Source organism: Streptomyces sp. NPDC006512 (assembly GCF_040611935.1).
Classification (GTDB): Bacteria; Actinomycetota; Actinomycetes; order Streptomycetales; family Streptomycetaceae; genus Streptomyces.
Map to the genome: position 1 here is coordinate 5,499 of NZ_JBEXPG010000035.1, position 24,657 is coordinate 30,155.

Below are 24,657 nucleotides of genomic sequence, written 5' to 3' on the forward strand. Positions count from 1 at the left end.
AGTGGACCGGATCCTGGACCTCCCTCGGCGGAACCGGCCTGAAAGCCCTCACCAGCACAGTCACCGGCAACACCATGCACGTCTACGCCATCGGCACCAGCGGACGCGTCTACACCAAGGACGCCAACTACACCACCGGCCAATGGACCACCGACTGGGACGAAATCCCCGGCAACGCAGCCGGCATCACCGCACTGACCGCCTCCACCACCCAGTAGAGGACCTCGCTTCACGGCACCTGGTACCCCCGGCCGCCCCTACCGCATCGACGGTGGGGGCTGCCGGCCGTTCCCGTGTTCCGCACCGGTTGGTAGGCGATGGCGATCGTGAGGAGCCAGGCGACCTCCTCGCGCGGCGTGCGGCCGCCGGTGGTGCGGTCGAGTGTGGTGGGAAGTGCGGGCGCCGGAAGGTTCCGCGCACGTCGCTGTACGGAGAGGCGCAGCCAGCGGGCTTGCGTTCGCGCCGGGTCCTCGTCGTGGACAGTGGCTGGCGCTCCTGATGCCGGTTCCTTGGCTGGCGTGTCGTCGCGCAGGACGAGGATGGCGTCGCGGATGGCGAAGGCGCGATGGGCCACGTCGAGGGAACGGTCGCCGAACGTGAACAGGTCGCGGACGCGGCTGGTGGGGGTGCCCAGGACCACGTGCGGCACCGCCGTCACCAGGTCCGCCCACAGCGGATGGAGGCGCCACAGTGCGTACTGGTCAAGGAAGTAGCGGACGAGAGCGCGGGTCGGGGGAATGGAAACGCCGAGAACGAGCAGCACGACGGAAATGGCGGGGAGCAGTTCACTTATCGGGTCCGTCGGCGGTACGGGATCGCCGTCGGCGTCGAGGATCGTGGAATCGCCCTCCCGCAGGACGAAGTAGATCCGGTACAGGGTGTAGAGGACCCCGTTGGCCGTCGCCGCGGCCAGGCAGGTCACGCCGACCCGGAGCAGCCCCGGGGGAACGTTGCGACGGTTCGACCAGAAGAGGACCGTAGCCTGCAGGGAGGATGCCGCGTACACGGTGCTGAGCACACCGAGGTACAGCTGGACGCCGGGGTGGCCGAAGTGCGCATCGATGCCGTACCCACCGGCGTAGTCGTGCGGAAGGACGAACACGAAAAGGCCAGTAAGGACGGCCATCACGGTACCGGTCAGGAACAGCCTCAGACGCGCGGCGCGCTCCTGACCGGGTCGCTTGTGAATCGCGTGGACGTAGTCGAGGAGACAAGAGGCAGCCACCACGATGGCGAGGTGCTTGATCAGCATCGTCACGTCGCCGACTCCGGTCACCGACTCGAGGAATCGCGCGATCCGGGGAGGACGGGTGCTCAGCCCGATCGCGCCCGCGGTGAAGGCGGCCCAGAGCGCGCGGTTGGCCGGAGTGGTGAACGCGGAGGGCGCTCGCCAGATCACTACGCTCCACGCGAGGAGGGGCATCAGCCATTCGAACAGCGGACGCATCAGCGCTTCCTCCAGCGGCGGCTACGAACGGGGTGCAACAGGCTTTCTGCCAGCCGGCTCGAGGCGGGATCGACCGGGTCTGCGGACCCACAACGATCGGCCAACAGGAGTGCGATCATCTCCGCCTCCTGCTCCTCGACGGTGTCGTAGGATGTCCGCCGCGCGCCAATCACCTCGGCGACGGCCTCCGCTGTCAAATCGGGCATCAGCGCGGCCAGATGGGACAGTTCCAGCACGCCGGAATGGCCGCACAGGACGTGGCCGAGCTCGTGAAGCTTGATGAGGTCCTGATGCGCGGGACTGGTGTGCTGTTCGTAGAAGACGACGTCGACGCTCGGCAGCGCTATCCACAGACCGCACGGCGCGTCACGGCCCAGTACGGGAAGGGGCTCCATCACGATGGGCCGACCACGTTGCCCCTCCAGGCAGGCGCGTAAGCCGTCGACGGTGAAGGGACTCGGCAGGTCCAGGCTGGCGAGCATGGCCTCGCAGCGTCTGCGCAGGCCTCGGGGAAGCGACATGGTTGAGAGAACGTTTCTTCTTGAAGGAAGGGGATCGGTCCGAGGTGGCCCGCGCCGGGCGACCGCCGGCCGCGACTACGCGGTGCCGGCCGATGCCTACCTGGATTCGCCGCCTCCGGCGTTGTCCTCGAGCTGCTTGAGCTTGTCAGCGAGAGCGACCAGCATGTGAAGGCTGCCGTCGGAAAGGCCCGACGCCCGTTGGACGAGGCTGACCACCTCGGAGTTACCCAAGGCCTGCCTCAGCTCGCCGATCTTCTCCAGCCGGTCCAGCTGTTCGTCCACCACGGAGGCCTTGGCGTCGTCCACGAAGTAGCTCGCACCGGCCTGGATTCCGAAGCCGCGGCCGAGCCAGTCGAGGGTGTCCACGGTGGGGTTCGGGACCATTCCCTTCTGGTTCACACCGTGGTGCAGGTTGCGGATCGTGTCCTTGGAGATGACGTCGCGGCCTGCCAGCTTGTTGATGCGCTCCGCCAGTTCCCGGTACGCCGGTGCCCGGCCGCCCTCCTTGGCCGCCTCTCGGCCGATCAGCCGGTCCAGTCGCTCGGCGATCTTCCGCGCACGCTCCGCCGAGCGTTCGGGTCCCCCTGAGCCACTGGTAACGCCGGGCCCCACTGCATTCACCCCTACCTCCGATCAAGACCCCTACCGTACCGCCGACGGAGGCCACCGCCGAGTGAGAGGTACCGGTCCAATCGCCACCCCGGGACAGGGGGAAAGACAATGAAACAGGTGGGCACCTTCGCAGACACCCCCCGGCAGCCGTCCGCGCAACGCGCTGACGGCGCCCGTCCTCCCGATGGCTGCACCCTCATGTACCCACGTGCTCGGCACGCTCTCGCCTGAGGCATCCTGGCGTCCTGGGTCTGACTCGGCGGCGCGGCCACCCTGGCGCCCGCCGCAGCGGCGGTACCCGCGGCCACATGTACGGTCATCCCGGCCGCGGGCGGGCAGTCCGTGGTCATCACCGGTGAGATGACGTGCGGGAGGAGGCTGACAGAGCCCTCCGTACCGGGACCGCAAACGAGCTCTGAGCTGGCCGCGTTCATCCCCATCTGCCACTCGCTAGTCAAGACCGCCCGACCGGTTACGGGCCAGATCCGACCTCGCCGTCGATCAGCCGCTCTTCTTCGAACTCACGGGAGTTCTCCGCTTACATCGGCGCATCCGCGACCCGGCAGGGCATCGCCGACAGGCTGCGTACGGCGCGAGTCCCTTTGGAGGGGAGCCTGTCCGATGCGGTGAAGGGCAGGGCAGCCATCCGGTTGAATGAATTCCGTGACACATGCTCTGGGTTTCACGGAGGAAGACCTGCGCCGGCTGGCAGGTGCCCGTTCGTTCGAGCGCGGGCTCGGCTACCTGTCCGCGCTGTCCCGGCTGGAGATCGGGGAGCAGGCGATCACCGCGACCGTGGACGGCACCGACGCCTACGAGGTCGAACTGACCGAGGACGGGGACGGTGGCCTCACCGGGTGGTGCGACTGCCCGTACGGGCAGGAGGGCAACTTCTGCAAACACTGCGTGGCGGTGGGCTTGGCCGTCCTCGGCCAGGCCGAGTCCGTACCTCAGCGGCGCTCGGCCGCTGCCTCGCGTACCAGGCTGCTGGAGACCTGGCTGGAGTCCCGTGATCGCGAGGAACTACTCGCCCTGGTGAGGGAACAGCTCGCCGACGACCGTGACCTGCGCCACCGCCTCGAGCTTCGTGCGGCCACCGCCGGGGAAGACATAGGCGTCGTCCGGGAGCGCATCCTGAGCCTCCTCGACACCCGGCCCTTCGCCCGCTACGGCTACGTCGAGTACGCCGACGCCGGTGCCTATGGCCTACAGGCCGCTGAGGCGGTCACCGCCCTTCGGGCGCTGACCGCGCGAGGCCGAGCCGCGGATGCGGTGGAGGTGGCCCGAGAGGCCCTGCGGGCACTGGGCCGCACGTACGGGGAGATCGACGACTCAGACGGCCTGGTCGGGGAGGTCGCGACCGGGCTGGCCGAGGCCCATCTGGAGGCTTGCCGCGCTGCCCGGCCCGACCCGGTGGCGTGCGCCGAGTGGCTCGTGGGCCACCTGTTGGACGAAGTGAACGACGCCACGGACATCGATCTCTTCGACTATCGGGACGTGCTGGGTGAGCGGGGCCTGGCCCGGGCGCGCGATCTGGTGGTGGACGCATGGCGGGCCAACCCCAAGAGGTGGGCGGAGAAGTCTCTCATGGAGCGCCTCCTGAAGGCGGATCGTGGCAGCGTGGACATGCTGGTCGCGGTCCATGCGACGGACCTCGCCCCGAACGGACACACCCACCTGGTCATCGCCCGGGAGCTGGAGACGGCGGGCCGCACGGCCGAGGCTCTGGAGTGGGCCGAACGCGGCCTGCGGGAGGCCGAGTCCGACTGTGTGCCGGACGACGAGCTGATCGCCTTCGTCTGCGAACGGTACTCGCGGGCCGACCGCCTGGCCGACGCCGTCACGGTCCGGCGGAACATGCTGCGGGTCCACCCGTCACTGGCCACCTACAGCCATCTGCGTACGGCCGCCCGGACGGCCGGCGCCTGGGAGGACGCCGAGCGCACCGACGCCCTCACGGTACTCAAAGCCGTAGCCCAGCCCAAGACCGGCCACGGGTACAGCGGCTCGGTACTGGTCGACGCGCTCATCGACGACGTCGACCTCGACGCCGCCTGGCAGGCCGCCGAAGACGGGTACGCGGACCAGCGGCAGTGGCTCGCTCTCGCCGACCGGATCCGCGACCAGCGACCGGCCGACGCGCTGACCGTCTACCTGCGCTGGATCGACCCGCTGCGTACGCGGACCGGCGACACCGCGTACGAACGCATGGCGAAACTGCTGCTCAGCGTCCGCGCCTGCCACCACTCGCTGGGCACTGAGGCCGAGTTCGCCGACTACCTGGCCACCCTGCGCGCCGACCAGAAACGCAAACGGAAGCTGATGGCGATCCTTGACCTGTACGGGCTCTGAGCGGTGCACCGGTACCCCGTCTCCGCGGCCGGTCCACCGCTGCAGCAGTGCCTCGTCCGTCAGGAACATCTCCAGCCAGGGAGGCCGTGCACCGGTGCAGGAACGCCATGACGGGGGCCTCGGTGCCGTCCGGGCCCGATGGCAGCAGTACCGGGGCGGTGGCTGCCTGGATGAGGCGCTCGGCGGCGGCCCGGATGGAGAGGCGGGCCCGGTTGGCCACGATCCGGTAGCGTGAAGAGGCCCAGGCATTCTCATTTCGTGGGTGGTGGTGGGTTGTGGCCGGGTCGCGGAGGGGCCGGGCAGCCCCTGATGGGCGGGCGGGCCTGGTGTTCGTGGGGCGCCGGGAGGAGCTGGCCTCACTGGCGCAGGCCTTGCGGGTGGGGCCGTCGGTGGTGCTGGTCAAGGGCGAGGCCGGGATCGGGAAGTCCCGGCTCCTCAGGGAGGCCACGGGCAGGCTGGAGAACGCGACCGTGATGTGGGGCGGGTGCCACCCGTTGCGTGAGCCGCTGCCGTTCGGCCCGGTCATCGACGCGCTGCGCACCGCCGACCTGCACATCGACTCCCAGGCGAAGCTCAGCGCCGCTACCGCTGCGCTGGCACCGTATCTGCCGGCTGTCGCCTGGCAGCTTCCGAAGGACGAGCGGGGTGCTCTTGCTGATCCCGAGGCCGGAGGTGACGCGCAGCGGTTGATGCGGGCGGTGCACGAGCTCCTGGGGGTGTTGGGGCCGGTGGTGCTGGTAGTGGAGGACCTGCACTGGGTGGACGAGGCGACACGAGACCTCCTGCTGCTGCTCGCCCGCAATCCTCCGCAGGATCTGCGGCTGGTCCTGACCTACCGGGCGGAGGACCTGCCCGAGCACGGCAATGCGCTGGGCGCGCCGTACCGGCGGCCGGTCGGCGTCGGAGGCACGGAGATCACCCTCAGCCCGTTCACCGAGAGTGAGGTGCGGGAGCTCGCCGTGTCGGTGGTCGGGCCGGCCGCGGCCGCCGCGCTCGGCGGCAGGCTGTTCGAGCGCAGTCAGGGGCTTCCGCTGGTCGCGGAGGAGGACTTGCTGACGGTGGCCGACCGGCTCGCCCGTTCACCGGCCGACGGGGCGAGATCCCTGGAGGACATGGGAGTGCCCCGGGCGTTGCAGGAGGCGCTGAACAGCCGGGTCGCGGTTCTGGCCCCGGAGGCGGTGGCGGTGGTGCAGGCCGCCGCCGTCCTGGCCGTACCGGCCACCGAGGAACTCCTGGCGGCGCTGGCGGGTCTGGAGGAGGAGCAGGCCGAGGCGGGTCTGGAGGCGGCGCTGGAGGCCAGCGTCCTGAGCGAGACGTCGCCCGGGTGGTACGGCTTCCGGCACGTGCTGGCCCGCCGCGCGGTCTACGACAGGATCCTCGGCCCCCGGCGGCGCAGACTGCATGGGCGGGCGGTGGACGCGCTGTCCGAGCAGCAGCCGCCGCCGCTGGTGCGGATCGCCCACCACACCCGCCAGCTGGGCGACACCCGGGCCTGGCTCCCCCGCGCCCTGGCCGCCGCCGACCAGGCCGTCGCGGTCGGTGACGACGGCATCGCCACCGACCTTCTGCAGCAGCTCCTCGCCGAACCCTCCCTTCCCGTCGAGGACCGCACCCGCACGGCCCTCTCCCTCGCCCGCATCGCCGTCAACCGGGCGGATCCCACGGCAAGCGTGGCACTCCTGGAACACATCCTGGAGGACCCTGCCCTGCCCACCCCCACCCTTGGCGAGATCCGCCTCGGCCTCGGCCGGATCGCCACAACTCTCGCCAGATCGAGCACGGCAGGACTCGAACGGGCGGTGGGAGAGCTGGCCGGCCGCCCCGACCTGGCTGCCGTCGCCATGGCCACCATCGGCATGAGGGTGGTCAGCGACGTGCCGGCGGCCGAAGGCCTGGCGTGGATGGACCGGGCCCTGGAGACGGTGGCCCGCACCACCGATCCCGTGGCGCACGCCACCGTACTGGCCAGCAGGATCACCCTCCTTGCGGCGCTCGGGGACCGGCTCGCGGTCGAACTGCTCGAGCAATTTCCCCGTCGCAGCCCCGATCTGAAGGTCCAACGACAGTGCGCCCGGGCACTGGTCAACACGGCGGAGCTCGCGTTCTGGCGCGGCGAGGAGCGCAGCCGCACCATGGCCGAAGACGCCGAGGTGTTTTCTCACCGTGTCGGGTATCAGCTCGGGGAGGTGATCTGCGGGTCTCTTCGGCTTCGCCTGGACTTCATGGGAGGGCGCTGGTCAGGCCTGGACGAGAGGGCCGAGACATTCGCCGGCCAGGTCACGGAGAGCAACCCGTTCCACAGTTTCGCACTCGTGGTGCGCCCGTGGCTGGACGTGGCGCGGGGCCAGTGGACCCGGGCGCGCGAGGGATGCGCCGACGTCATGAGGAAGGAGTTCGGACCGCTCTTCCTGTCCGGCATCGCGGCGGTGGGGCGGCTCGACCTGCTGCAAGGCGACCCGCACGCCGCCTGGAACACCCTGCGCCCGGGAATCGATGCGGCACGTCGAAATGAGAACTGGACGTGGGCGACGGGTCTGGTGCCCGTCGCCGTCGAAGCCGCGCTGGCGTGTGACCTCCGTACGGACGCCGAGCGGCTCACCGCCGAGGCGTCCGACGGTGTCGAAGGCCGCGACGCGCCCGGGGTGCGGGCCGAGGTGGCCTGGTGTCGCGGCCTGCTCGCCGCCGGCACCGACCCCGAGACGGCCGTCCGCCACCTCGATGAAGCCCGCATCCGATTCCAGGCCATCGACCGCGTCTACCATGCCGCCCTCGTGGTCGAGCACACCGGCCGAACACTCCTGCCCCACAGTCCCGGACACGCCGGCACCCACCTCCAACAGGCTCTCGACGTCTTCACCCGCCTCGGCGCCACCGCCGACGTCGGCCGCTGCCAACGAGCCCTCCGCGACGCCGGCCAGCTCCGGCCCAACCTCCGGGGCCGCCGCGGCTATGGCACTCAGCTGTCCCCCCGCGAGCAGGAAGTCGCAGACCTCCTCACCACCGGCGCCACGAACCAGGACATCGCCCGCAGCCTCTCCCTGTCCCCCCGCACCGTCGAGCACCACGTCGCCAACGTCCTCCGTAAACTCCACACCACCCGCGACCACATCTCCTGACGCAGTGGGCCTGCCCCGGGCGAGCGGTCGGGAAGGAGGCGGACCGGACGAGCCGACCGCGCGAACGACTGGCCCTCGGCCCCACGGGACCCTTTCCCATGGCTCTTGCGGGAGGCTCAGGTGCAGAGGCTGCCCGGGCACCACATGGCCACCGACACGCCCGCCGGAGCTGGACTCCGGAGCGGCCGGTCGTCAGGGTGACGGCATGGAAAGCCCGGATGACCATAAGGCGACGCGAATGGGTCAGGTCGCCGCGGCGGCGCTGATCGGTACGGCGATCGAATACTACGACTTCTTCATCTACGGCGCGGCGGCGGCACTCGTTTTCGGCGACGTCTTCTTTCCGGAGCTAGGCACGACAGGAAAACTTCTGGCATCACTGTCGGTGTATGCAGTCGCATTCGTCGCCCGGCCGTTCGGGGCGTTGTTGTTCGGTCACTTCGGCGACCGAATGGGACGCAAAGCGCCCTTGGTGGCATCGCTTTCGCTGATGGGACTGGCCACCGTGGCGGTTGGGCTGCTGCCCGGATTCGCGGTGTGGGGGTGGTGGGCGCCGGCCGTCCTGGTACTGCTGAGGATCTGCCAGGGAGTGGGCCTCGGCGGGGAATGGACGGGCGCGGCGCTGCTGATCGCAGAGCACTCCCCCGCAAAGCAGCGAGGGCGTTACGGTGCATTTCTACAGCTCGGACCCATGATCGGCTTCATGCTCGCGCAAGGGGTGTTCTTGGCGTTCAGATTCTTTCTGGAGGAAGAGGCGTTCCTCGAATGGGGGTGGCGGATGCCCTTTCTGGCGTCCGCGGTCATGGTTCTGGTGGGGCTATTCGTGCGGCTTCGGATCGCGGAGACACCACTGTTCACGGGGCGAACCGGACTGGTCGACAAGCAGCCTCCGGCGGTTGAGGTACTGCGCAGCCACTGGCGGACGGTACTGCTGGGCTGCGGAATGATCACCGTGGGCTTTGCGGCGTTCTATCTCACCACCACCTATGCGCTGGCATACGCGACGAAGTGGCTCGCCGTTCCCAGCACGGTATTCCTGTCCATGCTGCTGCCGAGCGCGTTGGCGGCGATCGCGGCGACCTTGGTGAGCGCGCGGCGCAGCGACACGTCGGGGCGGCGGCGGATTCTGCTGGTGGCAGTAGTGGCGGGGGCGGTTTGGGCGCTGGTGTTCTTTCCCCTTCTGGAGTCGGGGCGGTGGCCGTTGATGCTTCTGGCGCTGACAGGGGCGATGACGGCATTCGGATGCGGGGCCGGGCCCGTGGCGTCCTATCTTCCGGAGCTGTTCCCGACCAGGGTGCGATACACGGCGGTCGCGCTGACGTACAACCTGGGCGGGGTCACAGGCGGTGCCCTCTCGCCGCTGATCGCGGCCAAGCTGACCGACGCCTACGGCTCGGCGGCACCGGTCGGCTGGTACTGGGCGGCGCTGGGAGTCCTGACGCTGGTCTGCCTGTGGAGGCTGCCTGAGACCAGCGGGGCCGACCTCGCCGAGCCTTGGCCCCGTCACGGCCCGGCTGGGTCCGGGCGCCCGACATGACTGCTCTGACCTGGGCTTTTGTAGACCCCTAGGCTTCCTGCGCAGAGATAGGGGGCACTACGTATTGTTCCCCCATTAATCCTCCGTGTTCTGTGGATATCGGAAGCAATCGGCCATATCGCCTCATTTAAGGTAACCATCTCAGATGGCTCCGAGCAGCCGTTTCGGTTGTGGAATGCGGGCAGTGCCGGAAATGCGGATCTCCGACGAGAACGCGGAAAGCAGGTCGGCCATGTACTCCACCATCGCTCCCGGCGACCGGCAGATCATCAGGGCCGCCCCCGTCTGGCAGCTTACGGACGTCGCGACATGCCCCCACACCGCCCGTGAGCAGGTGAGCAGGACGCTCCGAGACTGGGGGCTGCCGTGGCTGGTCGACGACGCGGCTCTCATCGTCTCCGAGCTCGTCACGAACGCGGCGAAGCACGGGCGTGGACCGGTTTGGCACACCCTCAGGCAAGTGACCCTGCACGACACGGTGTTCGCCGTCCACCTCGCCGTCGGCGACGCGGGTGAAGGCTGGGTGGGCGGCACCGTTCATCCCGCCGGCTGGGAAGAGACCTCGGGCAGAGGTCTGGAGATCATGGACGCCTTGGCCTCTGACTGGGGTCACAGGCGACTGGCCACGGGGCATCTGGTCTGGGCCGATCTCCTCGTGAGTTCCTGACGCCCCGGACGGTCGGTCCTGGCCGCTGGTGTCATTTGACCGAGCCTGCGGTGAGCCCTGAGACGACCTGTCGCTCGATGAGGGCGAAGAGGACGACGACGGGCAGGATGGCGACCACCGAACCTGCGAAGAGGTAGTTCCACTGCACCGTGTAGTTCCCGATGAAGTTGTTGATGCCGACCGTGAGCGGCTGGCTCTCCGGGAGCGTCGTGAGGCGCAGGCCCATGACGAACTCGTTCCAGGCCGCGATGAAGGTGAAGATCACCGCTGTGACGACGCCGGGCATCGCGAGCGGCAGGGTGATGCGGCGCAGCGCGCCGAGCCGTCCGAGGCCGTCGATGTGGGCCGCTTCCTCCAGCTCCACGGGGATGGAGGAGATGTAGGCGGTGAGGATCCAGATCGCGAAGGCCAGGTTGAACGCCGCATTGCAAATGATCAATGTCCAGACGGAGTTGACCATGTCGAACTGGTAGAACTCGCGGTAGAGCCCGACCAGCAGCGATGTCGGCTGGAACATCTGCGTGACCAGGACGAACAGCAGGAACATCTTGCGGCCGCGGTACCGCTTGCGTGCGGTGTAGTACGCGGCCGGCAGCGCGACGAGAAGGACCAGGAGGGTCGATCCGGCGGCCACCAGCAGGGTGACCTGGAGGTTGGTGCCGAGGGTGGAGTCCGACCAGACGTTGACGAAGTTCGACCACTCGAAACGGCTGGGCAGGTAGGTGGGGTCCCGCAGTTCGTCCGCGGGGCGCAGCCCCGTGATGACCATCTCCAGGTACGGCAGCAGGAAGAGGGCGGCCAGGAGCCAGGCGACAGCGGTGACGACCAGCGTGGTGGGCTTCAGGGCCGGCCGTTTGGCGCGTGGCGCAACCTCGATCCGGTGCCGTCCTGCACGAGGTGCGTGACCGGCTGGGGACATGTGCGTCTGCTCGGACATCAGCTCTCCTCGTTCCAGCGGCTGACCTTCAGGAACGCCAGGACCATGACCACGACCAGGGCGAAGTTGACGACGGACATGGCGGCCGATTCGCCGATGTCGGTGTTCATCAACTGGTATGCGAACACGGTGGAAGTGGCGGTCGTGCTGCCGGGGCCGCCCTGTGTCGTTCCCCAGATGACGGGGAACGAGTTGAAGACGTTGATCAGGTTGATGACCAGCCCGACGAGCAGCGCGGGACGCAGCAGGGGCAGTGTGATCAGCCAGTAGGTCTGCCACCGGTTGGTCCCGTCGACCTTCGACGCCTCGTAGACCTCACCCGGCACGGTCTGGAGACCTGCCAGCAGGGTGTACGTCGTGAACGGCAGGGACACGAACACGGCGATCAGGATCATCCACGGGCGGGCGGTGGCCGGGTCGCCGAGCCAGTCCTGGGGGCCGTCGATCAGGCCGAGATCGGTGAGCGCGGTGTTGAGCACGCCGGCCGTGCGGTCCAGCATCCACTTGAACCCGATGGTAGTCATCAGCACCGAGGCGGCCCACGGCGCGATCAGCGCCCAACGGGTGATCCTCCGGCCGGGAAACTGCTGGTTGAACAGCTGCGCCAGCCCCAGGGAGATGACCATGGTGAGAGCCACCACCGCGACGGTCCACACCACGGTCCATCCCAGGACGGTGGCGAGGTCGGGCTCGTCGAAGAGCTTGCGGTACTTGTCGAAGCCGGCGCTGCCGCGGACGAAGCCGCTGGTGCTGATGCGCAGGAACGAGGTGCGGACCATCTCCTGGACGGGCCAGATCACGACCAGCAGGATCAGTACGACCGCGGGGGCTATCCACGGCAGCGGGCCGAGCCGGGCCATGAGCCCGGCCGGGCCGCGGCCCGGCGCCGCCGTCCGGCGCCGGCGGATGCCGGATTGATGTGACACGGGTGTCGCCTTTCCTGGGTGCGCGGCAGCAACTGCCGCATGAGGTGGGAAGCGGGGCGGGAGACCGAGGCCGCCTCCCGCCCCGCGGATCAGGGGCCGCACGGGCCTGCTGGTCAGCGGCTTTCGGCTGCCGCTGCCTCGGCCTTCTTCTGGAGTTCGCCCAGGACCTTCGCCGGGTCACCGGCGACAGCGCCACCCACACTCTTCTTGATCTCGGCGGAGACGGCGTCCCAGCTGGTGTCACCCAGGGGGTAGAACGAGGCGTTCGGCAGGAGCTCGAAGAACGGGGCGAGATCGGCGTGCTTGCCGTTCGAGGTCATCTCGGCCAGTGTGTCCTTGGTGACGGGCATGAGGTTGTACAGCTCGTCGAACTTCAGCGTGTTCTCCTTCGAGTACGTGAAGTCCAGGAACTTCTTGATCTCGTCCTTGTGTCCGTTCTTCTTGAACGCCATCGTCCAGTCGGCGACGCCGAGGGTGGAGGCGAGCGGACCGTCCTTGCCCGGGATGGGAGCGATCGCGTAGTCGACCTTGCCCTCCTTCGCGGCGGCGATGAGCGCGGGGTGGCCGTTGAGCATGGCCGCCTTGCCTGCGGCGAAGTCCGCGAACGCGGTCTTGCGGTCGGTGGTCGCGGGGTTCGCGTACGTCAGGCCGCGGTCCACGAGGTTCGACTTCAGCCAGGCGTAGGTGTCGATGTTCGCCTTGCTGTTGATCGCGTACTTGCCTTCGACGCCGGTGAAACCGCCTCCGTTTCCGAGCTGCCACATCATGCTCTCGCCCTGGGCCTCCTCGGGCCCCAGCGGCAGCGCGTACGGGGTGACGTCGGGCACCTTGGCCTTGACCTTCTCCGCGACGTCCCGCACCTCGGCCCACGTCCTGGGCGGGGCGCTGACGCCGGCCTTCTCCAGGAGGGCCTTGTTGTAGAAGAACGCGCGGGCGGAGGAGACGAAGGGGATGCCGTACTGGGTTCCCTCCACCTCGCCCGCCTTGGCGAAGCTGGGGATGAAGTTGGCCTGGGAGACCGCCGACAGCACGTCGTCGACCGGGTAGAGCAGGTCGTCGGCGACCTTGTCGGCGTAGCCGCCCGTCTGCAGGATGTCCGGCACGTTGCCGCTCTGCACCATGGTCTTGACCTGCTTGTCGATGTCGTTCCAGTTCACGACCTGCAGATCGACCTTGATGGTCGGGTTGGCGGTCTCGAACCGCTTGACGACGTCCGCCCAGTACGTCTGGGAGCTGTTGGCCGCGGAGTCCCCGTAGTCGGCCGCGACCAGTTTCAGGGTCACCGGGCCGTTGGTCTTGGAATCGGCCGTGGAGCTCCCGCAGGCGGTGAGGGAGGCGGCTCCGAGTGCACACAGGGCGGCGAGGCTGAGGACCTTCTTGATCACAGGTGTACCGCTTTCAACGTGGGGCCAGGCCGTGCGGGGCCGGGCTCGGCTTTGTGAAAAGGCGTATGGGCTGGTGCTGTAGCGGGTGGCGCCGGCCAGGAAGCCCTGGCGGGGAGGGGCACCACCCGCTTGAGGTCACCCGGGTTGCGGGGCCTGCTCCCACTCCACCAGCACGCTGCCCGCGCCCGAAGTTCGACGGGGCAACAGTGGAGGCACGGAAAGGACGCGTGGTTGCGGAACGGTAGGTAGGAGGGTGGGTAGGTCTGGGTAGTCCTCTGGGACCGGCGTGTCGCACCGCGGCGCATGGGCACGCAGTTGGCCGAAGCCTGAGGGCCATCCGGCTCCGTGCGTTTCGGGCCGGGCTTCCAGGCGCGCTGTGGGTCGCGCTTTCCGGGGGGCAGACGGCCGCCGCAGGCCCGGTGAGACGACGGCCCTCGCGCCCTCCCGCGCCCTGTGGCAGCGGGCAGGGAGCGAGTTCGCAGCCGACCGGTGGCGAGGTAACGCCCGTGGCACGGTGCGGTGTTCAGATGCACAGTGGTCTAAACCACTGCTGATCTGGGGCAATTTTTAGCACGACGGATTTAAGAAAGAAACCTGCAAAAAGTTCACGCCATGGTCACCGGTGACGCGGATTGACTTCGATGGCAGTGAACCCCCAGTTCAGAGGCTAGGTGAACGCTCTCCGGCCCTGCGATGAAGGAGTGGATGCGGCGGAGCCGGGTGGCGTTTCATCTCAGAAAGTGGACTAGACCTGTGATGGGTGCTCCGCTGGAGGTAGCTTCAGCGCCGATCCCGGAAGCCCTTGGCGGCTGACCGGAGAGCGGGCAGCCGCCGAGGCTGCGCCCCGACCGCGAGGACGATCTACCCCCGGGCGCTTGCCACGGCCCCGTGTCCCTCGTTCTGCTCTGCTCACCGCTCACCGCTCGCCCAGTGAAAGGCCACTGATGACCCTCGTATCCGCGCCGTTGGGCGGTCGAGCCGTCCGACTTGCCGCCGTGCCGGACCCGGTCTTCGCCGGGCTGATGGTCGGGCCGGGTACCACCGTCGATCCCGTTCGCGAACCGACCGAGGCGGTCTCACCGCTGGACGGCGTCGTGATCTCCCTGCACCCCCACACGTACGCGGTCATGGATGCCGAGGGTCACGGTGCACTTACCCATCTCGGCATTGACGCGGTCAAGTTGAAGGGCGGAGGCTTCGAAGCGCCGGTGAAGATCCGCGACATGATCGAGGACGCACACGTAACGAGGGGCGAGGCCCTCTTCGCCTGAGCCTGACCCCTTCGGTAGGGCAGCAGGCAGGTGATGGCGGGCACAACGGGACCCGAATCGTCCCAGCCGCCGTTCTCCCGCTCTCAATATTCCGGGGCACCGGCCCCGCCAAGGATGGACATCTGCGGAGGCTCCGACGGCGCAGCCACCGTCAGGAACAAGCACAACTGGAGCTTTTCGTGCCGACACTCTCGTCATTGCTGCCACCCTGCCCTCACTGCGGAACGCAGCCGGAACGCATCAGCTGGACCATCAAGAGGATCGGGCCGGTGATCGTGAAGATGGAGCCGTGTGACCACAGGTTCAGGTCGCTCACGGCCCCAAGCTTGCAGCCGCACGTCCCCGGCCGGAGCCCGCTCGAATCGGGCCGGCTGTGGGGGTGGAAGGAAGGGGAATAGTCCCCTGGGCGGGCAGCCGCCCGCCCCTTCGGAACCGGCCGGAGCCGCGAAGCGCACCTCGCGGTTCCGGCCGAGGTGCCTTACAGGATGCTGCGGGCGATGCCCGGCCCGCGCGGGCCCGTTGGCTGCGGGCCGCGGGTGGCCAGGGATGCATGGCTGGCAGGGCGAAGCTCGGGCGGCAGGACGTGGACGCGCCGACAGCCCGCATCGGCAAGCAGGTCGATGCCCCTCTGGGCCGTCGTGTGGTCTATGGACAGTGCCCAAAGGCCTGGCAGCAGGACGACCCGGTGTCGTCCCATGCGTATCGCGCGGGTCAGGTCGTCCAGTCGCGGTTTGTTCCCGGATCCCGGACAGCCGTTGTCGAAGTAGACCACGGGCGTGGCCAGGCCGAGCCGGGCGGCGAACCCGAGCAGAGCAGCGCGGTGAGCGTTCATGTTCAGGGGGTCGCGCGGGTAGCACCGGAGGTACACGGCCGGCGGGGTGTGCGTGGAGGGTGCAGCGGTCACGAGGCTCTCCTCTGGCTGGGGGCGGTGGCGTGTGAGGGCCGGGCCCGGTCCCTCCATTAGGCCGCCCGGCGTCCCGCGCGACGGCGACGCGACAGCCACGGTGTGGTGACGGCTCGCACCTATGGTGCGGAAACGATGGGTGGTCCGCTGAGGGGCGCGGGCGAGGCCGGCGGAACCCGACCGCGGGTGGCGATCACCCTCCGGGACGACGGCATCGCTTCGCCGATGGGTTTGCGGCGCCCGGCCACGTACGGGAGCCGGCCCCCGGGCTCGTCGCAAAGGGCGTCTGATGGAACGTTGTTGAGCATCTGATCGGGCACGCCGTCAAGCCCATCTTTCTCTACTTGCGCATTCCGCGTCGCATCGCCAAGGTCGTGACCAGGCCATTCATCGAAGTGGTCTAATCCATTGACAATGCGGCTCGGGTAGTCGCACCATGGGCGCCACCCTGACGGGCAGCTCGGTTCACACCTCGAGCACATGCACCCGGTCAGCGAGTTGCCCTTGCGCCGAGCCAGCGGCGCGGGCCACGGAAATCCCCACCTCCCCGCAGCACGATCACATCCCGGAGGAGACATGACCCCCACCCATCCCCCCGCGGACCGCACGAGTCCTCCCCCCGCTCGCGCGACCGCACCACTGCTTCGACGCTGTCGACGGGCGGGAGCCGCCCGGCTGGGCTGGTGCCGACCGCTCGGTCGGAGAGCACAGTCAGCTTCCCCTCTCCTCACCTCACGAGGTAATGGCATGACGTCCAAGGCAATGTCACTGACCGGAAAGGCGGTCTGTCTCCTGTCGATCGCCGCGACGACTCTCGTCCTCCCAGCGGCTGTTCCCGCCCACGCGGCGCCCCCCGCGAACACCGCGCCCCCCGTCCTGCCCGCCATCCAGCAGTGGACCGGCGGCAGCGGCCGCGTCGTCCTGGGTGACCAGAGCAGGATCGTCACTCCGGCCGGATCCACTCCACAGCTCCAGCAGCTCGCGGGGAAGGTGGGCAGCGACGCAACCGAACTGACGGGGCTTCACCTGACCGCCGCCACGGGGACGGCCGCGGCCGGTGACGTCCTGCTGAAGATCGACCCGGCCGCCGACTTCGGCGCCGTGCTGCCGGCGCTCAAGCCGGAGGCCTACCGGATCGACGTCTCCGGCGGCAAGGCCACCGTAACCGCCGCGAGCCAGCAGGGCGCGGTCAACGGCGCCACCACGCTGTTGCAGATCGTGGTCGGTTCCGCCGACCACCGAAGCCTGCCGGTGGGCTCCGCGGTGGACTTCCCGAACTACGCCGTGCGCGGGTTCATGCTGGATGTCGGGCGCCGGTACTTCACTCCGGAGTTCATCCGCTCGTACATCAAGTGGATGGGTTACCAGAAGCTCAACACCCTGCAGATCCACCTGAACGACAACGAGATCGTTCCGCCGAACGGCGACTGGTCCCAGGCGAAGTCCGCCTTCCGCCTGCAGAGCGACAACCCGGCCTTCGCCGGGCTGGCCGCCACCGACGGCGTGTACACCAGGGCCGACTGGGACTCCTTCGAGGACGCCGCCGCGGCCGCCGGCGTCACGCTCATCCCCGAGATCGACGCACCCGGCCACGCAAGGGCGTTTACCAAGTTCAAGCCCGAACTCGGCCTGAACGGCGGCAACTCCGACCACCTCGATCTGAGCAAGCCGGCGAGCACCGACTTCATGAAGTCGGTGTATGCCGAGTTCACGCCCTGGTTCCGCGGCCCCAACGTCCACATCGGCGCCGACGAGTACGACAAGGCCTACGTCGGCCAGTACAAGACGTACATCAACACCATCGCCCCCTACGTCCGGAGCCTGGGGAAGCAGGTCAGCATCTGGGGCAGCTTCTCCACGATGTCCGGTGGCGGCGCGGGCTACGACCCGGACCTGACCGTGAACAGCTGGAACAACGGCTGGTACGGGCCCAAGAAGGCGATCGCCGACGGCTATGACGTGATCAACTCGAACGACAACCAGCTGTACGTGGTGCCGTTCGCGAACTACTACCACGGCCAGGGCCTCGATGGTCAGTGGATCTTCAACTCGTGGGAGCCCCACGTGTTCCCCGGCGACCAGACCCTCGTCAAGCAGGACCCGCACCTGCTGGGGGCCATGCCGGCCGTCTGGAACGACCTCGTGCGCGCGAACTACACCGAGTTGCAGGTGCACGGCCTGGTCGAGAAGAGCTTCCCCGCCCTCGCCCAGAAGATGTGGTCCGGTACCAAGGCCGGCACCGACTACCAGGCCTTCCTGAACACCACCCGATCCGTCGGCCAGGGTCCCGGTACCGCCTACCTGCCCGACACGCTCGGCTCCAACGACGTCGCCTCCGACCTCGCCCGCGGCCGGACCACCACCGCCTCCTCGAACGAAGCCGCAGCGTTGCAGGCGTCCAACGCCACCGACGGCCTCCCCGACACCCGCTGGGGCAGCAAGTACACCGATGACCAGTGGCTGCAGGTCGACCTCGGCTCCGTTCGCCGGATCTCCACCGCGACCCTGACCTGGGAGGCCGCCTACGCCAAGGACTACGACCTCCAGGTCTCCACGGACGGGACCAACTGGACCACCGTCTCCCAGCGTCGTGGCCTGACCGGACCCACCGCCGATCAGATCACCTTCCCTGCCACCGACGCCCGCTACGTCCGGATGCAGGGCATCAAGCGCGGCACCGCCTACGGCTACTCCCTCCACGGCATCGACGTCCGGGGCGCGGCCGACCTCGCCGCAGGAAAGCCGGCCACCGCCTCCTCCAGCGAGACCCCGGGGCTCACCCCCGAGCTGGCCTTCGACAACAACGGCACCACCCGCTGGTCCAGCGAACGCACCGACGACCAGTGGCTGCAGGTCGACCTCGGCAGCCCGCGGACCGTCAGCGGCGCCTCGCTGGCCTGGGAGGCCGCCTACGCCAAGGACTACGACCTCCAGGTCTCCACGGACGGAACCAACTGGACCACCGTCTCCCAGCAGCGCGGCCACACAGCCGCCGGCACGAACAACCTCACCTTCACACCGACTGACGCCCGCTACGTCCGGATGCAGGGCATCAAGCGCGGCACCGGCTACGGCTACTCCCTCTACAGCCTCCGCGTGAGCTGACCGCCGCGCTCTGGTCTCCCGCCGCCCGCCAGAGGGCGGGAGACCAGGGCGCCTGATCGGCGCCGCGGTGAGCACGATGATTCCGACCCCGTTTCGCAGAGCATGGGTGACGAGTTCGGTGCCCAGCACCCGTTCGTCCGGGAGCCGCTCGCGTGTCGTCACGGACATGACCGTCGCCGCCGGTGATGACCGCCCTTCGGCGCGGGCTCGGCGGCTCTGCGCGCGGCCGATCTGATGGCAGCAACCGACCTGTCCCACCTCACGATCATCCGTGCACTGACCGAGCTCGACCGGCGGGGCTTCCTGACGCGCACCGCGCCGCCGAAGGACGGCCGACAGGCGTCCGCCGGATCTACCGCCACCTGGTACCCGGCTCCATCGGCCAAGCCGCCTCATCCAAACCAGCCCTACGGCGCAAGCGCGCCGGGGGCCAATCGCACGTCCAGCTCCTTGAGGAGGTGGAACTTCGGCGGCTTTGCGCTTCTGTTGCTGGTCCCGGCCCAGCCCGCCCAGCCAGGCCAGCCGAAGCAGGCAGGACAATCCGGCGCTGCTCCACCCACGCCCTGAGCTTCCGGGCAGCGGCCCGGCCCGTTTCGCTGCCCTCTTGTGGGCCGCAATCGACGTTGCTCAGCAGGCTCCACTGCTTCTGGTCGAGGTAAACAACCGGTCGGCCCGCGAGCAGTCTTGGACCGCCTCTCGTCAGAACGTGAGCAACTCAGGGGAATCGCGGCGCCGGACGCCCAGCAGTCCCGAGCCCGGGGCTTCCGATGTGGTCGACCTTGCCGGTCATCACAGTGCGTCTCGCAGTCAGCTCCGCGACCCCGTCATTCCCGCACTCACCGCGCTGGGCATTCTCATGACGAGGCACGACACGGCACCCACGGCTTGCGGCAGGACCGGCGACGGAGACCCCCAATGGCCGACCCTTTCGGTCATCAAAGTGGTGGTTGCTTTCCCGCCGTGGGTTCACGCACACTCTCGCCACGACAGACAGACAGACCCTACGCCGCGCATTTGGGCCAGAACCAGATCTGCCCGACCGCGGCAGCGGGACAACTCCTCCGTGCGCCCGTGGAAATCCTGCCCAGTGGGCGCCCCGGCGCGATCCGGCTTCCTGGTAGCTCCCCCGCGCCGCAGACCGCCTCCCCGCCACCAAGCCCCCGTTTCGCCGGCCCGCCGCGCACAGCGAAGGCAGGAAACTCGACGGCTTACAACGCACGAAAGGCCAAGGCCCCCTCACCCCTCTCACGGCATCCACGGAAAGACGAAACCATGCCTCCTTCCACCCTCGTAAAGAGAATCACTTCCAAAATACTCAAAGGCTCTGCGAGCGGGTTCGCCGCAGCAGCACTTCTACTCGGCATGAGCAGCGCGGTTATGCCCGCTCAGGCATCCGCCGCACCCGCCGCTGACAAGCGCATTGACGGTTGGATCAAGCATGCGCTGCTGGTCATGAAGGAGAACGGGATTCCCGGAACCTACGACGGCATCTACCGGAACCTCATGCGCGAGTCGAGCGGTGACGTCTTCGCCATCAACCTCTGGGACTCGAACGCCAAGGCAGGGATCCCGTCCAAAGGCCTCATGCAGGTCATCGATCCGACCTTCCGCTCTTACCATGTGGCCGGCACCTCGTGGGACATCTACGACCCGATTGCCAACATCACGGCCGCGTGCAACTACGCAGCCCATCGCTACGGGTCCATCGACAACGTGAACGGCCCCTACTGACAGCAGATTCCGTGCCGGCCACCTCGCAGAGCGCCAGGCCGGGCGGATAACCACGGACCGCCCACTTGCGCCTGAACATCCCGCAGGAGAGCAGAGCCGACGGCCACTGCCTCCACGCAACCCGAGTATCTGGGCATCCAGCGCCGCCCAGCCCGGCGGAGGTCGATCACTGCCCTCGTGCCGCTCCGCACTCCCCCTCCACGCCAGACGACGGTGCGCACGCGCTGCCCTCACCGCCCAGCTTCTTCCCCCAAGGAGCCCTTGATGCGCTACTCCCATGTCTCATGCCCCCCTCTCGGCGGCCTGCGCCTCCTCGGCGGCCTCCTCGTGACCACAGCAGCCTTCCCCCTTTTCGCTGTGGCGGGCGCGGCGCCCGCGGCCGCCGCCACACCGGACACCTGGGACAAAGTCGCTGCGTGCGAAAGCAGCGGCAACTGGGCTGTCGACAGCGGCAACGGCTTCTACGGCGGCCTCCAGTTCACGGCCGCCACCTGGTCCGCCTTCGGCGGCCACGCATACGCACCCAACGCGCACCAGGCGAGCAAAGAAGCTCAGATCAGCGTCGCTGAGAAGGTGCTGGAAGAGCAGGGACCCGGAGCCTGGCCCCACTGTTCCGTCTCCGCCGGTCTGACCCGCAACAGTCAGAGCCCCACACCCGCCACCCCACCGCCCGCCACCCCACCGGACACAGGCCCCTCAGACAGCCCGGACTGCGAAGCCAATGGATCCTTCACCGCGGAGCAGGGGGACACTCTCACTTCCATAGCGCCCCGGCCGTGCGCCAGCGGGGAAGAACGGAGAAACGAGAACGCGATACCCAATGGTCGCGGCCCCGACGAAATCCTCCAGCCCGGGCTGATGGCCAACCATGAATGCGACCGGCAGCAACTCAACGAGAACGTCGCCCCCGACCCGCAACCGGGGACGCAGACGCAGCAAGTAACCGTCTCGGATGTTCCGGGCGCAACAACGCAGATGGCTGCAGTCCAGCCAGCCACTGGCCTCGGCGCCCTGCCGGTGTCGGGCGCCGTGGTGACCACCCCCTACCGGCAGCCCGGTGCCTGGGCAGCCGGCTTCCACACCGGCATCGACCTCGCCGTCCCGACCGGTACCCCCGTGGTCGCCGCCGCCGCCGGCACCGTTGTGACAGCCGACTGGCAGGGCTCCTACGGCAACGCCGTGATCATCCAGCATGCCGACGGCAGGTACACCCTCTATGCCCACCTCAGCTCGATCACGGTGAAGCAGGGTGACCAGGTCGCCGCCGCTCAGGAGATCGGGCTGTCCGGCAGCACAGGGAATTCGACCGGCCCTCACCTGCACTTCGAGGCCCGCACCAGCAACAACTACGACGCGCACACCGACCCCGTGGCTTTCCTGCAGGAACTGGGAGTCTCCCTCTGAACCGCCCCCACCAGCCGCGAGCGGAGGGCGTCGACCCCGGGGCCAAGAAGTCGGCGAAGGTGCGGGCCCGCCCAACCGTAGGCTGATCGACGGGCTCGCAGAAGCCAAAGAGGGTGGGTCTCTCCCATCTCGCTCACGCGGTGGGAGGGACCCGCTTTCGATATCTCCAACATGGGAGGCGGCTATGACGGACGTTTCGGAGTCAGCTACCTGCTCGAGCCACCCCTCCGGCCACAAGGGCTACCGGTACCCGGACGAGGCCATCACCGCCGTCCCCTGACCCCGCACCTCGCGTCGTGGTGGGCGCCACCCCGACAGCGCGAGACGCATCACGCCACCGACGGATCAGGAGACGAACCAGGGCGTGCCCCTTTGGAGCGCTGACGTCTCGGAACAGGGCCGATTACTCTGTCGTGATGGCCAAGAGGATTGAGTCGGAACTGGTGGTTGACCTGCGAGGTAGGCCGATCGAGACGCTCGACGATTTCTGGGACACCGTATCTGAACCTTGCGGACTGCCGGATTGGTTCGGTCGGAACACGGAGGCCTGGCGGGACGCCATCCAGACGCGGGGCATCTCCGAAGTCGTCGATAGCCATGACGTCCTGGTCGTGCACGTGGACAAACGAGGGGTCTTCGCTGCCCGGACCCGTGAGGCCCGAGCTCTGCGAAGCGCCTTCTCGGGTAAGCAGTCGCGCCTGGTCGTGCACGAGCTGCTCTGATCACCGCGTCGAGCGGGACCAGATCAGGATGGCTGCCGCATCGAAGCCACCATGCATGGTCTCCTCCACCGGGCCGGGCTCATGGACCAGTTCCTGTACCAAGTGGAGGTTGCCGCTATGCCCGAGAAGATCACGAAGGAGAAGGTCCTCGTCTACGTCGTCCGTGACGGACGCCTGCTGGTGTTCCGCCACACCGACTACTCCTATGAAGAAGTCGGCATCCAGGTGCCCGCAGGCAGCATCCGCCCCGGTGAGACCCCGGAATCCGCTGCCCTGCGCGAGGCCCGCGAGGAGACCGGACTGTCGGACTTCAAGATCGTCCGCAAGCTCGGCGAGACCGAGTACGACATCAGCCCGTACCGGTTCGAGATCCAGCACCGGCACGTCTTCCACCTGGAGCTGACCGAGCCGACACCGGAGCGCTGGATGAGCCAGGAGGACCACGACGGCAAGCAGGCGCCGACCTACTTCGAGTGTTTCTGGATCCCGCTGGAGGCCGCGCACATTCTCCAGTCCGGCCAGGGCGCGCTGCTGGGGCGTCTGTCCAACCACGATCCGGAACCCCACTGACACCGCCTTCTGCGTGTTGAGATCCCTTGGCCGACGCACGCCATAGGCGCCGTCGGGACCGATGCACTTCGGCGTTGGTCCCGACGGCAAGTTCACAATGCCGGGCGGCTACTTCGCAGCCTCTGCCTGACCAATGCCGGCGCCGATGGCACTCCGGAGGATGTGGGCGATCTCCTCGGGCTTGAGGTCGATTCCGTCGAGCCCCTCGACGGTGAGCGGGATTTCCTCGAGCGCGTATGCGCCGCGGCCCTCGGCACTGAACTCGGGCCCGGAGCGGTCCTCGAAGGACCAGGTGGCGATGCGGGCGAGGTAGAAGAGCTGACGCTCGTCCTCGGACTCCATCGTGTGAAGGAGTCGGACGATGTCGGCCTTCCCCGCAATCTCCTCGTGGATCTCCCGATGAAGGGCGGCCTCCCGCGACTCGTCGCTGGGTTCGACGCCGCCGCCAGGGAGCACCCAGTACTCGGGGATGTCGGGCTTCGTGCGGCGGATGACCAGCATCGTGTCGTCAGCAGTGACGAGGACGGCGCGGACTCGTTCCTTCATTTCGGTCTGTCTCCTTGCTTGTTGGCGTCTCAGTACAGCAGCCAGCCGCCGTCGACGTGATCGGATTTCCCAGCGATGAACGACGCGGAGGGGCCCACGAGGAACGCCACCAGGGCCGCGACATCTTCGGGCCGACCCCAGCGGGTGACGTACTGGCGCTTGATCTGGTCCTCCGGGCGCGCGAGGGGCTGGGCGGGGATGGCGTTCTCGACCTCGACGGGGAGTTCCGCCGAGACCGGGCTCTCGAAGGCCGCCAACAGGCACGTGCACAGTCTGCTCCACAGGGCCTCAAGGGGTACGAGAAGTCCCGCACTCTACAAGTCCACCCGACCCCGACATGCGCTGACGAGCCCGTTGCCTTGCAGCACTTGAGACCCTCGGCGATTCGGCCAACCCCCTTTCGTGGCAAGCCGGTTATGGGGGGCGGGTCGGTGTAGCGCCCACGATCCGACAGGCGCTTCATTCCGGGATTTCACGGCCGACCGAAACACATGTGTTCGAAAAATCAGCGGGTGTCGTTGAGCTTCCGACAGCATCCGAATGGCGATCCAGGGGGCCCGATGACCACATCCGGACTGCACAGCACACCGGCCGACACATCGCCACCACCGCCGCCGGCGGAGATCACCTACGGCGGGCAGTACTCCGTCAATCCGCTCGCCGAGGTCTCCTTCCGGAAGATGTGCGCCGCGCTCCCTTCCGTCCTGGCCCGGATCGGCCGCCTGTCGTGGCGGACCGACCGGCAGGCCGTCCGGCTCCTGATCGGGTGCCAGATCATCACGGGCGTATCCGCCGCGGGGCTGCTGGCCGCCACCGCCCGCGCGATGGGGCCCGTACTCGGCGGCTCCGGAAGTGCCGACGGCCGTCTCCAAGGCGCGTTGCCCGCGCTGCTCGTGGTCGCCTG

The 24,657-nt window shown here is 68.4% G+C and carries 17 protein-coding genes and 4 pseudogenes; 12 read left to right on the top strand and 9 right to left on the bottom strand.

The features are described from left to right. A pseudogene (locus tag ABZZ17_RS23805) lies at nt 1–218 on the top strand (hypothetical protein); the annotation flags it as partial. Nucleotides 219–229: 11 nt separating this feature from the next. Here ABZZ17_RS23805 and ABZZ17_RS23810 read toward each other — a convergent pair. The 3 genes from ABZZ17_RS23810 to ABZZ17_RS23820 all read right to left on the bottom strand — a co-directional run bounded on the left by ABZZ17_RS23810 (nt 230) and on the right by ABZZ17_RS23820 (nt 2,580). Next, a complete protein-coding gene (locus ABZZ17_RS23810; RefSeq protein ID WP_356878331.1) occupies nt 230–1,447 on the bottom strand; it encodes an MAB_1171c family putative transporter in 1,218 nt (405 codons plus the stop codon). After that, nucleotides 1,447–1,929, bottom strand: a complete 483-nt coding sequence (locus ABZZ17_RS23815; RefSeq protein ID WP_356878332.1) for a toxin — start codon at nt 1,927–1,929, stop codon at nt 1,447–1,449. Before ABZZ17_RS23815 ends, ABZZ17_RS23810 begins: the two co-directional genes overlap by 1 nt. 135 nt (nt 1,930–2,064) lie before the next feature. Beyond that, the gene (locus ABZZ17_RS23820) at nt 2,065–2,580 is read right to left on the bottom strand and encodes a hypothetical protein (protein WP_356878333.1); all 516 of its coding nucleotides are present in this window, start codon (nt 2,578–2,580) and stop codon (nt 2,065–2,067) included. Nucleotides 2,581–3,243: 663 nt separating this feature from the next. Between ABZZ17_RS23820 and ABZZ17_RS23825 the strand changes: the two genes are divergently transcribed. The 4 genes from ABZZ17_RS23825 to ABZZ17_RS23840 all read left to right on the top strand — a co-directional run bounded on the left by ABZZ17_RS23825 (nt 3,244) and on the right by ABZZ17_RS23840 (nt 10,252). Further along, entirely contained in the window at nt 3,244–4,932 is a 1,689-nt protein-coding gene (locus ABZZ17_RS23825) for an SWIM zinc finger family protein (protein ID WP_356878334.1), read from the top strand. A gap of 326 nt (nt 4,933–5,258) precedes the next feature. Further along, nucleotides 5,259–8,048 (top strand): AAA family ATPase, encoded by a 2,790-nt coding sequence (locus ABZZ17_RS23830; protein ID WP_356878335.1) that lies wholly within the window; start codon nt 5,259–5,261, stop codon nt 8,046–8,048. A 205-nt stretch (nt 8,049–8,253) separates the two neighbouring features. After that, on the top strand, nt 8,254–9,585 hold the full coding sequence (locus tag ABZZ17_RS23835; RefSeq protein ID WP_356878336.1) for an MFS transporter: 1,332 nt from the start codon (nt 8,254–8,256) through the stop codon (nt 9,583–9,585). Between the two features lie 232 nt (nt 9,586–9,817). Next, nucleotides 9,818–10,252, top strand: coding sequence for an ATP-binding protein (locus ABZZ17_RS23840; protein ID WP_356878337.1), 435 nt, complete (start codon nt 9,818–9,820; stop codon nt 10,250–10,252). A 31-nt stretch (nt 10,253–10,283) separates the two neighbouring features. Here ABZZ17_RS23840 and ABZZ17_RS23845 read toward each other — a convergent pair whose 3' ends face one another. From ABZZ17_RS23845 to ABZZ17_RS23855, 3 genes are all read right to left on the bottom strand, one after another. Next, complete coding sequence (locus tag ABZZ17_RS23845) at nt 10,284–11,171, bottom strand: carbohydrate ABC transporter permease (RefSeq protein WP_356878404.1); 888 nt, start codon at nt 11,169–11,171, stop codon at nt 10,284–10,286. A 17-nt stretch (nt 11,172–11,188) separates the two neighbouring features. Continuing rightward, on the bottom strand, nt 11,189–12,049 hold the full coding sequence (locus ABZZ17_RS23850; protein WP_356878405.1) for a sugar ABC transporter permease: 861 nt from the start codon (nt 12,047–12,049) through the stop codon (nt 11,189–11,191). 179 nt (nt 12,050–12,228) lie between these two features. Beyond that, complete coding sequence (locus tag ABZZ17_RS23855; RefSeq protein WP_356878338.1) at nt 12,229–13,500, bottom strand: extracellular solute-binding protein; 1,272 nt, start codon at nt 13,498–13,500, stop codon at nt 12,229–12,231. 944 nt (nt 13,501–14,444) lie between these two features. Here ABZZ17_RS23855 and ABZZ17_RS23860 point away from each other — a divergent pair. Next, nucleotides 14,445–14,702: pseudogene (locus ABZZ17_RS23860) on the top strand (PTS glucose transporter subunit IIA); the annotation flags it as partial. A 547-nt stretch (nt 14,703–15,249) separates the two neighbouring features. Here ABZZ17_RS23860 and ABZZ17_RS23865 read toward each other — a convergent pair. Next, a complete protein-coding gene (locus ABZZ17_RS23865) occupies nt 15,250–15,675 on the bottom strand; it encodes a hypothetical protein (RefSeq protein ID WP_356878339.1) in 426 nt (141 codons plus the stop codon). 747 nt (nt 15,676–16,422) lie between these two features. On the opposite strand from ABZZ17_RS23865, the gene ABZZ17_RS23870 reads away from it, so the two are divergent. The 5 genes and pseudogenes from ABZZ17_RS23870 (at nt 16,423) to ABZZ17_RS23890 (ending at nt 23,207) form a co-directional block, all read left to right on the top strand. Then, nucleotides 16,423–18,780 carry a discoidin domain-containing protein gene (locus ABZZ17_RS23870; protein ID WP_356878340.1) on the top strand — a complete coding sequence of 786 codons (2,358 nt, stop codon included), beginning with the start codon at nt 16,423–16,425 and terminating at the stop codon, nt 18,778–18,780. A gap of 1,401 nt (nt 18,781–20,181) precedes the next feature. Further along, nucleotides 20,182–20,511, top strand: a pseudogene (locus ABZZ17_RS23875) (transglycosylase SLT domain-containing protein); the annotation flags it as partial. A 264-nt stretch (nt 20,512–20,775) separates the two neighbouring features. Then, nucleotides 20,776–21,915 carry a peptidoglycan DD-metalloendopeptidase family protein gene (locus ABZZ17_RS23880; protein WP_356878341.1) on the top strand — a complete coding sequence of 380 codons (1,140 nt, stop codon included), beginning with the start codon at nt 20,776–20,778 and terminating at the stop codon, nt 21,913–21,915. A gap of 416 nt (nt 21,916–22,331) precedes the next feature. Further along, nucleotides 22,332–22,637, top strand: a complete 306-nt coding sequence (locus ABZZ17_RS23885; RefSeq protein WP_356878342.1) for a barstar family protein — start codon at nt 22,332–22,334, stop codon at nt 22,635–22,637. Nucleotides 22,638–22,754: 117 nt separating this feature from the next. Continuing rightward, nucleotides 22,755–23,207, top strand: a complete 453-nt coding sequence (locus ABZZ17_RS23890; RefSeq protein WP_356878343.1) for an NUDIX domain-containing protein — start codon at nt 22,755–22,757, stop codon at nt 23,205–23,207. Between the two features lie 108 nt (nt 23,208–23,315). Here the strand turns inward: ABZZ17_RS23890 and ABZZ17_RS23895 are convergent, their stop codons facing one another. Further along, complete coding sequence (locus tag ABZZ17_RS23895; protein WP_356878344.1) at nt 23,316–23,753, bottom strand: NUDIX domain-containing protein; 438 nt, start codon at nt 23,751–23,753, stop codon at nt 23,316–23,318. A 29-nt stretch (nt 23,754–23,782) separates the two neighbouring features. Further along, on the bottom strand, nt 23,783–24,010 hold the full coding sequence (locus ABZZ17_RS23900) for an SDR family oxidoreductase (protein WP_356878345.1): 228 nt from the start codon (nt 24,008–24,010) through the stop codon (nt 23,783–23,785). 303 nt (nt 24,011–24,313) lie between these two features. Here ABZZ17_RS23900 and ABZZ17_RS23905 point away from each other — a divergent pair. Continuing rightward, nucleotides 24,314–24,655: pseudogene (locus ABZZ17_RS23905) on the top strand (ABC transporter ATP-binding protein); the annotation flags it as partial. Between the last annotated feature and the right edge of the window lie 2 nt (nt 24,656–24,657).

What these genes read in the sequence shown, in the direction of transcription:
- ABZZ17_RS23810 (WP_356878331.1), bottom strand. Translation starts at nt 1,447, where the DNA reads ATGCGTCCGCTGTTCGAATGGCTGATGCCCCTCCTCGCGTGGAGCGTA.
- ABZZ17_RS23815 (WP_356878332.1), bottom strand. Translation starts at nt 1,929, where the DNA reads ATGCTCGCCAGCCTGGACCTGCCGAGTCCCTTCACCGTCGACGGCTTA.
- ABZZ17_RS23835 (WP_356878336.1), top strand. Translation starts at nt 8,254, where the DNA reads ATGGAAAGCCCGGATGACCATAAGGCGACGCGAATGGGTCAGGTCGCC.
- ABZZ17_RS23840 (WP_356878337.1), top strand. Translation starts at nt 9,818, where the DNA reads ATGTACTCCACCATCGCTCCCGGCGACCGGCAGATCATCAGGGCCGCC.
- ABZZ17_RS23845 (WP_356878404.1), bottom strand. Translation starts at nt 11,171, where the DNA reads ATGTCCCCAGCCGGTCACGCACCTCGTGCAGGACGGCACCGGATCGAG.
- ABZZ17_RS23850 (WP_356878405.1), bottom strand. Translation starts at nt 12,049, where the DNA reads ATGGCCCGGCTCGGCCCGCTGCCGTGGATAGCCCCCGCGGTCGTACTG.
- ABZZ17_RS23870 (WP_356878340.1), top strand. Translation starts at nt 16,423, where the DNA reads ATGACGTCCAAGGCAATGTCACTGACCGGAAAGGCGGTCTGTCTCCTG.
- ABZZ17_RS23880 (WP_356878341.1), top strand. Translation starts at nt 20,776, where the DNA reads ATGCGCTACTCCCATGTCTCATGCCCCCCTCTCGGCGGCCTGCGCCTC.
- ABZZ17_RS23885 (WP_356878342.1), top strand. Translation starts at nt 22,332, where the DNA reads ATGGCCAAGAGGATTGAGTCGGAACTGGTGGTTGACCTGCGAGGTAGG.
- ABZZ17_RS23890 (WP_356878343.1), top strand. Translation starts at nt 22,755, where the DNA reads ATGCCCGAGAAGATCACGAAGGAGAAGGTCCTCGTCTACGTCGTCCGT.
- ABZZ17_RS23895 (WP_356878344.1), bottom strand. Translation starts at nt 23,753, where the DNA reads ATGAAGGAACGAGTCCGCGCCGTCCTCGTCACTGCTGACGACACGATG.